At 27.0% G+C, this 10,722-nt stretch carries 14 protein-coding genes and 1 tRNA gene; 1 reads left to right on the plus strand and 14 read right to left on the minus strand.

Annotation, left to right across the window (positions count from 1 at the left end):
• From ACTT83_RS05720 to ACTT83_RS05750, 7 genes are all read right to left on the minus strand, one after another.
• Positions 1 to 2,027, minus strand: a 2,027-nt coding sequence (locus ACTT83_RS05720) for a glycosyltransferase (RefSeq protein ID WP_440919138.1), incomplete at its 3' end; no start/stop codon positions are given.
• Between the two features lies 1 nt (position 2,028).
• Positions 2,029 to 2,259, minus strand: a complete 231-nt coding sequence (locus tag ACTT83_RS05725) for a GIY-YIG nuclease family protein (protein WP_440919139.1) — start codon at positions 2,257 to 2,259, stop codon at positions 2,029 to 2,031.
• 23 nt (positions 2,260 to 2,282) lie between these two features.
• Positions 2,283 to 2,357 (minus strand) — tRNA-Glu (locus ACTT83_RS05730).
• A 45-nt stretch (positions 2,358 to 2,402) separates the two neighbouring features.
• Complete coding sequence (locus ACTT83_RS05735) at positions 2,403 to 2,708, minus strand: integration host factor subunit alpha (protein ID WP_440919140.1); 306 nt, start codon at positions 2,706 to 2,708, stop codon at positions 2,403 to 2,405.
• Positions 2,709 to 2,711: 3 nt separating this feature from the next.
• Positions 2,712 to 3,713 carry a phosphate acyltransferase PlsX gene (gene plsX, locus ACTT83_RS05740; RefSeq protein WP_440919141.1) on the minus strand — a complete coding sequence of 334 codons (1,002 nt, stop codon included), beginning with the start codon at positions 3,711 to 3,713 and terminating at the stop codon, positions 2,712 to 2,714.
• Between the two features lie 11 nt (positions 3,714 to 3,724).
• Positions 3,725 to 3,907 carry a 50S ribosomal protein L32 gene (rpmF, locus tag ACTT83_RS05745; RefSeq protein ID WP_440917039.1) on the minus strand — a complete coding sequence of 61 codons (183 nt, stop codon included), beginning with the start codon at positions 3,905 to 3,907 and terminating at the stop codon, positions 3,725 to 3,727.
• Positions 3,908 to 3,909: 2 nt separating this feature from the next.
• Positions 3,910 to 4,377 (minus strand): ubiquinol-cytochrome C chaperone family protein, encoded by a 468-nt coding sequence (locus tag ACTT83_RS05750; protein WP_440919142.1) that lies wholly within the window; start codon positions 4,375 to 4,377, stop codon positions 3,910 to 3,912.
• On the opposite strand from ACTT83_RS05750, the gene bamE reads away from it, so the two are divergent.
• Positions 4,376 to 4,861: an outer membrane protein assembly factor BamE domain-containing protein gene (gene bamE / locus ACTT83_RS05755; RefSeq protein WP_440919143.1), complete on the plus strand. Its 486-nt coding sequence runs from the start codon at positions 4,376 to 4,378 to the stop codon at positions 4,859 to 4,861. The two genes, ACTT83_RS05750 and bamE, sit on opposite strands and share 2 nt — an antisense overlap.
• Here bamE and ACTT83_RS05760 read toward each other — a convergent pair.
• From ACTT83_RS05760 to ACTT83_RS05790, 7 genes are all read right to left on the minus strand, one after another.
• Positions 4,848 to 6,953 (minus strand): sodium-translocating pyrophosphatase, encoded by a 2,106-nt coding sequence (locus ACTT83_RS05760; RefSeq protein ID WP_440919144.1) that lies wholly within the window; start codon positions 6,951 to 6,953, stop codon positions 4,848 to 4,850. The genes bamE and ACTT83_RS05760 overlap by 14 nt on opposite strands.
• 82 nt (positions 6,954 to 7,035) lie before the next feature.
• The gene (gene thiL / locus ACTT83_RS05765) at positions 7,036 to 7,995 is read right to left on the minus strand and encodes a thiamine-phosphate kinase (RefSeq protein ID WP_440919145.1); all 960 of its coding nucleotides are present in this window, start codon (positions 7,993 to 7,995) and stop codon (positions 7,036 to 7,038) included.
• On the minus strand, positions 7,988 to 8,392 hold the full coding sequence (locus ACTT83_RS05770; protein ID WP_440919146.1) for a transcription antitermination factor NusB: 405 nt from the start codon (positions 8,390 to 8,392) through the stop codon (positions 7,988 to 7,990). Before ACTT83_RS05770 ends, thiL begins: the two co-directional genes overlap by 8 nt.
• The gene (gene ribH, locus ACTT83_RS05775) at positions 8,389 to 8,775 is read right to left on the minus strand and encodes a 6,7-dimethyl-8-ribityllumazine synthase (protein WP_440919147.1); all 387 of its coding nucleotides are present in this window, start codon (positions 8,773 to 8,775) and stop codon (positions 8,389 to 8,391) included. Before ribH ends, ACTT83_RS05770 begins: the two co-directional genes overlap by 4 nt.
• The gene (gene ribB / locus ACTT83_RS05780; protein WP_440919148.1) at positions 8,775 to 9,875 is read right to left on the minus strand and encodes a 3,4-dihydroxy-2-butanone-4-phosphate synthase; all 1,101 of its coding nucleotides are present in this window, start codon (positions 9,873 to 9,875) and stop codon (positions 8,775 to 8,777) included. The genes ribH and ribB overlap by 1 nt, the downstream gene beginning before the upstream one ends.
• The gene (locus tag ACTT83_RS05785) at positions 9,862 to 10,455 is read right to left on the minus strand and encodes a riboflavin synthase (protein WP_440919149.1); all 594 of its coding nucleotides are present in this window, start codon (positions 10,453 to 10,455) and stop codon (positions 9,862 to 9,864) included. Before ACTT83_RS05785 ends, ribB begins: the two co-directional genes overlap by 14 nt.
• A 1-nt stretch (position 10,456) precedes the next feature.
• Positions 10,457 to 10,722 (minus strand): dihydrofolate reductase family protein (locus ACTT83_RS05790; RefSeq protein ID WP_440919150.1); only part of this gene is annotated, 266 nt, incomplete at its 5' end.

Genomic DNA, 10,722 nt, shown 5'->3' on the forward strand with positions numbered 1-10,722 from the left:
TTGAAATATTTTTCTTTACCTTTTTTAGCGATTCTAATTCTTAATTTATCATTTTTCTTATAAAATTTGATTTTATCAGCAAGGTCATTGACATCATTATAAGAAACTATTTCATTTGAATTAAAAAAACTGCTCATTTTCACTTTTTTGTCTATAAAAACTAATAACCCATTTCCCATAAGTGAGGCGATTCTATTACTTGAGTAATGTTTTGTAGGTTGTCCCCTACTAAGATTTAAGGCCATTTTTGAATTAATTAATGATTTATAAAATTCATTACCCCAAACAGGTTCTTGTTTTCCAATTCCATAAAAATCATATTTAATTCCATTCATCTTTTTAATAAGTTTTTCTAAAAAAATGACTCTGCTATCTGTTTTTCCAATTTTTAGAGTTGCACGATTAACCCCATGACTCATTGCATAAAAAACATCGTTAGAAGGTTTTAGATTGTAAACATCAAAACATTCAATATTTCTATCCACAGGTGTCATAAAAAAATGAACTTTTTTAAGATATTTCTTAGATAAATTTAGGATAGTAGGATTAGTTGTTATGAATGAATGATCTACTAAAGGAAAAAATTTACTCAATTTATTAATATTTTCATATGTATCTGGTAAATTTTTCATCAATGGATCCTCATTCCATTGAGAGATTATTATATTTTTATTAATTGATTTAAAATCAGATAAGATTTCTTGATTTACATTATCAGAATGTCCAAAAATAACTAAATCTGGGTTATAATTTTTAAAAGTTTCAATTAAATAACTATGAAATTTTTCTCTAGCGCCAAATAAATTAATACTTTTATTTAGTCTCACATAATCTCTATCACTAATTTCGATTACATCATGACCATTTCTGATAAAGCCATTAGTAAATTTTTTACCTAATGACAGGTTATAAATTCTATGATTTAATTTTTGCGCTAAATTATAAATATTTATTATTCTTAATTTATTTTTATTGATATTTATTTTTTTGAAAGGAAATAGTGAATTTCTCATAAAATCAATTTTTTGAGAATTATTCTTCAATTTGTGTTTAACAAATTTTTTACTTCTAATCTGGATTTTTTTTCTTAATTTATCATTTTTAATAAGTTGTATAATTTCATTTTCAATATTTTTAGTGTTTAATTTTTTAAGTTTTATTGCATAATCAGTCGTTTCTGGGAGACCACCGCTATTAGAGATTATTGTTGCGCAGCCACGTGAAGAAGCTTCTAATGCAGTTCTACCAAATGGCTCTTCCCATCTTGAGGGTATAACAGCTATTTCAGATTTACTTAGATAATCCAAAACTTTGTTATGTGGAATTTGACCAAGGTTAATATGTTTTCTATGAGTAGGGAAATTTTGAAATCTCCTTTCTTCACCAATTGAAATAGCGCACCAATCATTATATTGATCTAAAATTTTAAACATAGATTTGCAATATAGATCATATCCCTTTGATTCATTTAATTTTCCAACAAAAATTATTTGTTTATTTTTTTTGACATTTTTTTTTATTGGATCAATACTATGATAGATAATTTGAGTTTTATTATCTGACAAATTTGGTAAATTTTCAAAAAACTTTTTTTTAACCCATTTTGAGATAAAAATAATTTTATCAACATTTTTTAAAAGATACATTCTTTCATTAACTGATTTAGCACCTTTCATGGTAGTTGGGTCATTATGAAAATATAAGATGATTTTTGAATTTAATTTACCAAAAAATTCTTTAACCATGATTGGTCTATTATGTAACTCTAGTATATCAAAATTCAAATTTTTGATTTTATTAATGATCTTATTTGAGTACTCTTTAGTTGTACTATTAAGTTTTAAATTAATTTTGTCTATATTTATATAATTTTCTGTTAAGTAATTTTTATTTTTGGTGCTACCTATAATGTAAGTATCTTTTTTATATTCAGAGTCTCTTATAAAATCACTGATCCATAGAGCAACCGCACCAGCTCCTCTCAGAGTATAATTTTCTTTATAGGGTAATATTGATGCTATTTTCATATTAACTTAAACTTAATAAGTGTTTTCTTTTTTTTTTATCTCTTTTTAATTTATACTCAAATGACATAGCTAATCTTTTATCATAAAATTTTTTTTTATAGATAATTTTCCACTTATATCCTCTTGTCGACTTTGCTCCTTTACCTGTATTGTGTTTTTTAAGTCTTAAATTAAGGTTATTTGTATATCCAACGTAAGTTTTTATGATTTTATTTTTTACGCTTTTAAGCATATAAACATAAAATATCATAAATGTGGCGGTCCCTAGGGGAATCGAACCCCTCTTTCGAGGATGAAAACCACGTGTCCTAACCGATAGACGAAGGGACCAAGTTTGAGGTTTCTATTGCAAAATTTAATCTTTATCAAGTGTTATTAGGTTGCATTCTTCCCGTTATTATTAAGGTATTCTTTGAATTCTTTTGATGGCTTGAATAAAATAACATCTCTCTTAGAAATTTCTTTTTCTTCTTTTGTTTTTGGATTTCTACCAATTCTAGAATTCTTTGATCTAATAATAAATGTCCCAAACTTTGAAATTTTTACAGACTTTTTTTTGCATAAATTCGAAACTATTATGGAAAAAAATTCTTCTACTAAATTTTCTGTAATTTGTTTTGAAAATCCAACTTGCATATATATTGAATTAACAAGATCTTTTTTTGTTAAATTAATTCTCATTAATTAGATATTTTCTCTTATTTTATTGATTAAATTGCCTTTAACGATTTTACTACACACTTCTAATGAATTTGAAAAACCAATAAAGTCTGTTCCTCCATGACTTTTTACAACAGGCGAATCTAGGCCAATAAAAATTGCACCATTGTAAAGTCTAGGATCTAATCTTTTTTTGAATCTATTTAGATTTGAAAAATTCAATATTGCCGATAATTTACCTAAAATTGAGTCTTTAAAAACTTTTTTAAGTTCATCTGTAATAAAATTTGCTGTACCTTCAGCCGTTTTAAGAGCTACATTACCTGTAAAACCATCAGAAACAATTACATTAACATTACCATCCATTAGTTCATTACCCTCAATGTAACCTGAAAAATTGAAATTATTAGTTTTTTTTTCATTTAGTATCTGAAAAGTTTCTTTAATAATCTCATTACCTTTCAATTCTTCTGAACCAATATTCAATAAAGCTGTATTTGGAGTTTCATTTGGATAAAGTGACTTATATAAAGAAGCTCCCATAATTGAAAAATCAACCAAATTTTTTGAACTACATTCAATATTAGCTCCTAAGTCCAAAACAACACTCATACCTTTTTTGTTTGGCCATAAAGCAGATAAAGCAGGTTTATCAATATTTTCAATCATTTTAAGATTTAATTTAGCGATAACAAGTAATGCACCAGTATTTCCCGCAGATATTACAATGTCAGTTTCTTTTTTTTTTACACTTTCAATCGCAAGCCACATACTTGTGTCTTTGCCTCTTTTAGCTGCTTCAAGAGGGCTATCTGTACTTTTAACAACTTTATCTGTGTGTATTATTTCGTAGAAATCATTATTCAACTTATCTTTAATGAGCGAATCAATCTTAATTTTGTTGCCAAAGATTTTAAAAAAATTTTTTTTATTTAACTTGTGATTGTGAATAATGCCATCAATAATTTTTTTAGGTGATCCATCTCCACCCATTGCATCAACTGCAATTTTAGTTAAATCTAACATTTAAATATCAATTATTCTTCTGGATCTAAAACTTGACGACCTTTGTACATTCCAGTTTTTAAATCTAAATGATGAGACAATCTATATTCACCAGATTTTTTATCTTCAATTACATTTTTTGGTGAGAATTTCATATTTTGTGCCCTTCTCATACCAGTTCTTGATGGTGTTTGTTTTCGTTTAGGTACTGCCATAATTATGGACTAATTACACTTTTTAAAAAAAAATTCAAAGTTTTTTTAGTCAAATTCACGGAAAAATCATCAAAATAATCAACTAAAATATCAATTTCTTTAAAATCCTCCAAAAAAGAAGATAGTTTTTTTGATTTTTCATTTTTATCTAATTTATCCCAAAAGTGAATTTCTGAAACTATTGCGTGAAATAAATTCAAATAAATTTTCATTTTTTTATTAATTGATTGATCTCCATATCCTATTTCTCTTATGCTTAATTCTAATTGTCTAAAATTAAAATCATAAATTTTTTGTAAAATCTCCTTATTTTCTTTATTTTTGTAGGTTTTTAAAAAGAAAGCAAAATGGATAAGAAAAAGAGTTAGGCGATCTGAAAAGTTATCTTCTCGATCAAGAGATTTGTATAAATCTTTATTTCTAGAGTAATTGATTAAATTGTTATAAACATTAAGATAGTTTTCAGACATGTATAAAATATTATATATATTTTTTTTTGCGTTAATAGTATCAAATTGTTCCTTTAAAAAAGTTGTAAAACATCATGGCATTCCTTTTCTTGAAAAAAAACAAAAACAATTAATTATTGATCAATCAACAAGTAACGATATAAGAGAAATTTTAGGAACTCCATCAACACGTAGTAAATTTGATAATGATGTATGGATCTATATTGAGAGAAAACAAACACAATCTAAATTGAGGAATTTAGGTAGAATGAAAATTTTTAAAAATGATGTTCTAGTTCTTGAAATAGACAAATATGGAATTTTAAAGAAGAAAGAGTTTTATAATATACAAAATATGAATAAAATAAAAATTGCAGAAGATACAACAGAGGCCACATTTGCTAGGAATTCTTTTATTTATGATTTCATGTCTAGTATGAGGCAAAAAATAAATGACCCTCTTGGTGTGAGGGCCAAAAAAAGAAAAGAAATTAGCCAGCGATAACCGCTAATAAAAGTAAAGCAACAATATTCGTTATTTTAATCATTGGATTTACTGCTGGACCCGCTGTATCTTTATATGGATCACCAACTGTGTCTCCTGTTACAGCAGCTTTGTGAGCCTCAGATCCTTTTCCACCATGGTTTCCATCTTCAATGTATTTTTTGGCATTATCCCATGCACCTCCACCTGCTGTCATTGAAACTGCAACAAATAGACCGGTAATAATAACACCTAACAACATCGCACCAACTGATGCTAAAGCTGCAACTTGACCGCCAATTGCAAAAATTATTAAGTATAAAACAATCGGTGATAGGACTGGTAATAATGACGGGATAATCATTTCTTTAATTGCGGCTACAGTTAATAAATCAACTAATTTAGCATAGTCAGGTTTTTGTTTTCTTTTCATGATGCCTGGATATTTTTTAAATTGTCTTCTTACCTCTATAACAACAGCACCCCCTGCTCTTCCAACTGCTTGCATACCCATAGATCCAAATAAATAAGGCAACATTCCACCTATCAATAAACCAACGACAACATAAGGGTTCGATAGATCAAAAGTAACAACTATACCCTCTAATTTTGAACCAACTTCTTTCGAAAAATGTTTTATATCCTCTGTATAAGCTGCAAAAAGAACTAGTGCACCTAATCCAGCAGATCCGATTGCGTAACCTTTTGTAACTGCTTTAGTAGTATTACCTACAGCATCTAATGCATCAGTTGTTTTTCTGACATTATTTGGTAACTTTGACATTTCAGCTATACCACCAGCATTGTCTGTAACTGGTCCATAAGCATCTAGTGCTACAACCATTCCTGCTAATGCTAACATAGTTGTTACAGCGATTGCTATACCATACAAACCAGCGATATGGTTAGTAAGCAAAATACCAGCAACGATTATTAAAGCTGGTATAGCCGTAGCCTCTAGTGAAATAGCTAAACCTTGTATTACATTAGTTCCATGTCCTGTTGTAGAGGAACTTGCAACACTTTTTACAGGTCTATAATTTGTACCTGTATAATATTCTGTTACCCAAATTAATAAACCTGTAATAACTAATCCAATCACTCCGCAATAATATAAGCTCATTCCTGAAAATGATTTATTATTTAAAGCATAAGAATTTTCTAAACCTAGAACGTAATTAGTTACTGGATATAAAATTACTAAGGAAGCTAAAGCTGATACAACAAATCCTTTATACAAAGCTCCCATTACATTTTTACTTCTCCCAAGTTTAACGAAAAAAGTTCCAATTATTGAAGTTAAAATACATGCTCCACCAATAGTTAGTGGATAAATCATCATCGATAAATCTCCTGGAAAAAATATTGAAGATAAAACCATAGTTGCGACAATAGTTACTGCGTAAGTTTCAAATAAATCAGCTGCCATTCCAGCACAATCACCTACATTATCACCAACGTTATCAGCTATTACAGCAGGATTTCTTGGGTCATCTTCTGGTATACCGGCTTCTACTTTTCCAACTAAATCTGCTCCAACATCAGCACCTTTAGTGAAAATACCTCCACCAAGTCTCGCAAAAATAGAAATTAATGATGCACCAAACCCAAGAGCAACTAATGCGTTTACAATTTCTCTCTCATCAATATTAAATTTTAATAATAAATAATAATAAACAGCAATTGATAATAAGGCTAACCCTGCAACTAACATTCCGGTAACAGCCCCAGATTTAAAAGCTACTGACAAACCACTAGCTAGTCCTTTTCTAGATGCTTCAGCAGTTCTAACATTCGCTTGAACCGAAACTAACATTCCCACATATCCAGCTATCCCTGATAAAGTTGCACCAATAAGGTAGCCTAAACCAACAAGCATACTAAAAGCAAAACTAACAATAACTAAAACAACAACACCAACAATAGCAATTGTTTTGTATTGTCTTGCAAGATAAGCTTTCGCACCAATTTGTATCGCTGATGCAATATCTTGCATTTTAGAATTTCCTGTACTTGAATTTAAAATATTTTTTCCAGTTAAATATCCATAAACTATAGATAATAATCCAGCACCAATGGTATATAAAAGAATAGTCTCGATTGTTGATGTCATATAAGCCTTAATTATGTTATTGGTTGTTAGTTATTAAAAATCGGACAATACAAAAAAAGCTATAAAACGCAATAAATAACTTTTAAAAATCATGAATATGACCTTTATTTTTAATGGCAATTTTATTCCCTTTTTCATCAATAACTTGTGATTTTTGACCACCCAAAGAAATATTTCCAATTTTTGAAATCTTAATACCTAAAGACTTAAACGTTCTTTTGATGATTCTGGACTTTTTTTTCGATGCAGTAAATAATATCTGATAATCGTCACCTTTTGATACGAAGTCAATCTTTTGTAATTTTTTTGAAAGTATTATCTTTTTTAGATTTTTAGAAATTGGAATTTTAGACATATAAATTTTATAAGATAATCTTTGTTTATTAATTAATTTATCTAAATCTGCAAAAAGACCATCAGAAATATCTATAGAGGTATTAGCAAAATTGAATAATTTTTTTGTTAAATTGATATGTAATTCTGGAAAGTAATATTTATTAAGAAAATATTTATTGAGATCTTTTTTTAAAGAAACTTTTTTTTTTAATATTTTCAAGCCCATAAAACTATCACCCAAGTTACCCGTCACATAGATGTCATCATTAAATTTTGCTTTATTTCTAAATATTATATTTGAGGAAAAACCTACAGAAATTATTGTAAAGCTCAATTTATTTGAAAAAACAGTATCTCCACCTGAAATATGAATTCCAAACTTTTTTTGTTCTTGTTTTAGTGATTGAGAAATTCTTTTTAAATTTGATTTTGTAAATGTTTTTTTATTTCCAGAGCCCGAAATAAAATAGTATTTTGGTTTAACACCTTTGCAAATCAAATCAGAAATAGAGGATCTTAGAATTTTTTTGATAACTAAATCAGGATCTTTAAAATTAAAAAAATGTGATTTTTCTATATAAGTATCTACAGAAATAACCAATTCTTTTGATTTATCGAAAAAAACATCATCATTTAGTTTAAGTGAATTTTTATTATCTAAAGAGAGTTTTGAAAAATATTTTTTGATTATCTCAAATTCATGCATTTGTTGATCTTAGTTTTTTTGCAGCATTATCTAATAATGCATTTAAATATTTTGTTTGAGAATCATTTAAAAAGAGATTAGATGCATCTAAATATTCTTTAATGATTATTCTTATTGGTAAATTAGGCTTATATAAAATTTCATATGTTGCAGATTTTAAGATAACTTGAAATATCTTATCTAACTTAAATAAATTAAAACTATCACCTAAATTTTTATCTAATTCATCTACAATAATTTCATTTCGTTCAATTGTGCCTAAAACAATATCTTTTATAAATTTTTTAAATCTATGTTTTGGAAATTCAATTTTTTCGTCGTTATTAAACAAAACACCATATAATTTTTGAATAATAATAACTCTAGGGTTATTTTTTGGGCTATATTTTGGTTTCATTTTTGTGATAAAACTGAAACAACTGCTTCTGCTGCCTCAGCACCCTTTTTTTTTCTGGCCTTTGCTTGTTTCATATTTAAGCAAGTTAGAATTCCATTTCCTATAGGTTTTTTTGAATTAATAGCTAAATCCATAATAGCATTGGTTGAGGATTGAGATATGAAATCAAAATGTGGAGTCTGACCTTTAATAACACATCCTAGGGCAATAAAAGCATCAAATTTTTTTAAATGTTTTGAGATGGTTACAGGTATCTCAAATACTCCAGGAACTTTAATTATTTTTACATTAAAATTTCTTGGAAGATTTTTTTTTGCACTATTTAACAAACCCAAAGAAATATCTTTATAATAATTTGCTGTGACTATTAAAATTTTTTTCATTAAATTAATTCTTGTTTGGTTATCTTAATGTTATAACCCTCTAATCCAATAACTTTTTTTGGTGTTCTAGTAATTAATATCATCTTTTTGATTTTTAAATCTTTAATAATTTGAGCACCTATACCATAATTTCTTATAAGATTATCTTTACCTTTCTTTTTAAGACTTTTACTTCTAAAACTTTTAAGCGTTTGAGTTACCGAATTTAAGTTAGTATCTTTAATAAAAATTAGTACACAATTATTGTATTTCTTGAAATAATTTATTGTTTTATCAAATGAATTGGGAAGTTTTTGACTTATAAGATAATTATAAACTACATTTGATGAAATAACTCTAACACGTGGTACGATAGATCTTTTTAGAGATCCTTTTATGAGAGCAAAGTGTTCTGATCCATCTAAAAGATTCTCATATATTTTGATCATGTATTTTTGATTTTTTACTTTGATGTCAGAAGATTTTTTTAATTTTACTAATTTTTCTTTTTTTAATCGATAAGAAATTAAATCTTCAATTTTACCAATCTTAAGTTTATGTTTTTGTGCAAAATTTAAAAGTGCTTGACCCTTAGCCATTGTTCCATCTTCGTTCATTATTTCACAAATGACCGCTGAATTATTCTTTTTAGCTAACTTTGAAATATCCACAGAGGCTTCTGTGTGACCTGCTCTTACAAGAACACCACCATCCTTTGCAATGATTGGAAACACATGTCCAGGTGATACTATATCTTTCTTGCTCACATTTTTCTTTGAGGCTATTTTTATAGTTTTTGCTCTATCTTTCGCTGATATTCCGGTTGTGATACCTTTTTTCGCCTCTATTGAAATTGTAAATGCTGTTTGATTTCTTGATTGGTTTACAGGTGACATTAAAGATAAATTTAATCTTTTAGCTTGAAGACTATCTAAGGCTAAACAAATAAGGCCTCTCCCATATTTAGCCATAAAGTTAATATTCTTTGCATTTGTATCCGAAGTTGACATAACTAAATCACCTTCATTTTCTCTTTTTTCATCATCAACTAAAATGTACATACCCCCTTTTTTTGCAACATTTATTATAGTTTCTATTGATGAATAATTATTTTTTTTCATAAAAATAGTTTCTAACGTATTTTGAAAGAATATCTATTTCTACGTTAACTAAATTACCTTTTTTAAGAGATGATAGATTTGTTAATTTAAAAGTATGAGGAATTATCCAGATTTGAAAACCTTTTTTCGTCACTTTAGAAATTGTTAATGATATACCATTTATACTAATTGAAGCTTTTTCGATTATATTTTTTCTCTCTTTTTTATTAATTTCAAAATCAAATAGATAAGATTTATCAATATTTTTTACTGATAATATTTTCCCAACAGTGTCAACATGTCCTTGGCAAATATGCCCTGAAATTTTTTGACCATATTTAAGAGGAAGTTCTAGATTAATTCTATCATTTAACTTTATGTATTTAAATTTTGATCTTTTTATAGTTTCATTTGATAAATAAAATTCCATAATCCTTTTTTTAATTGTAATAAGAGTAAGACAAACTCCATCACAGGCTACAGAAACACCTATATCTTTTAAACCTAATTTAAGATCAGATTTTACAAAAATATTAATTCCTTTTGGTCTTTTAATTATTTTTGTTATTAAACCTTTGTTAAAAATAATTCCATTAAACATTTCAATTTTTGTAAATAGTTAATTTATCGCTAGCTAATTTAGAGTTTATCTTATGTTTATTATATTTGGTATTCAAAATGTTGAAAGAAGTAAAATTAACATGTTTTTTGTTTTTAGATAAATTTTTCGAACTTCTAAACATATAAAATTCATTAAATAATTTTTTTTGAAGTAGATTTTTTGTTAATATATCTCCACCCTCTACTAATAGATTTCTTATTTCCATTCTATATAGATCTTTCAGAATCTTTTTTAGATCGAAATTTT

It is taken from the genome of Candidatus Pelagibacter sp. (genome assembly GCF_052049775.1).
Taxonomy (GTDB): Bacteria; Pseudomonadota; Alphaproteobacteria; order Pelagibacterales; family Pelagibacteraceae; genus Pelagibacter.

Bases quoted from the DNA above. Each gene is read 5' to 3' on its own strand.
- ACTT83_RS05725 (WP_440919139.1), bottom strand. From the start codon at position 2,259: ATGCTTAAAAGCGTAAAAAATAAAATCATAAAAACTTACGTTGGATAT.
- rpmF (WP_440917039.1), bottom strand. From the start codon at position 3,907: ATGGCAGTACCTAAACGAAAACAAACACCATCAAGAACTGGTATGAGA.
- bamE (WP_440919143.1), top strand. From the start codon at position 4,376: ATGTATAAAATATTATATATATTTTTTTTTGCGTTAATAGTATCAAAT.
- ACTT83_RS05735 (WP_440919140.1), bottom strand. From the start codon at position 2,708: ATGAGAATTAATTTAACAAAAAAAGATCTTGTTAATTCAATATATATG.
- ACTT83_RS05785 (WP_440919149.1), bottom strand. From the start codon at position 10,455: ATGTTTAATGGAATTATTTTTAACAAAGGTTTAATAACAAAAATAATT.
- ACTT83_RS05760 (WP_440919144.1), bottom strand. From the start codon at position 6,953: ATGACATCAACAATCGAGACTATTCTTTTATATACCATTGGTGCTGGA.
- plsX (WP_440919141.1), bottom strand. From the start codon at position 3,713: ATGTTAGATTTAACTAAAATTGCAGTTGATGCAATGGGTGGAGATGGA.
- thiL (WP_440919145.1), bottom strand. From the start codon at position 7,995: ATGCATGAATTTGAGATAATCAAAAAATATTTTTCAAAACTCTCTTTA.
- ACTT83_RS05750 (WP_440919142.1), bottom strand. From the start codon at position 4,377: ATGTCTGAAAACTATCTTAATGTTTATAACAATTTAATCAATTACTCT.
- ACTT83_RS05770 (WP_440919146.1), bottom strand. From the start codon at position 8,392: ATGAAACCAAAATATAGCCCAAAAAATAACCCTAGAGTTATTATTATT.
- ribH (WP_440919147.1), bottom strand. From the start codon at position 8,775: ATGAAAAAAATTTTAATAGTCACAGCAAATTATTATAAAGATATTTCT.
- ribB (WP_440919148.1), bottom strand. From the start codon at position 9,875: ATGAAAAAAAATAATTATTCATCAATAGAAACTATAATAAATGTTGCA.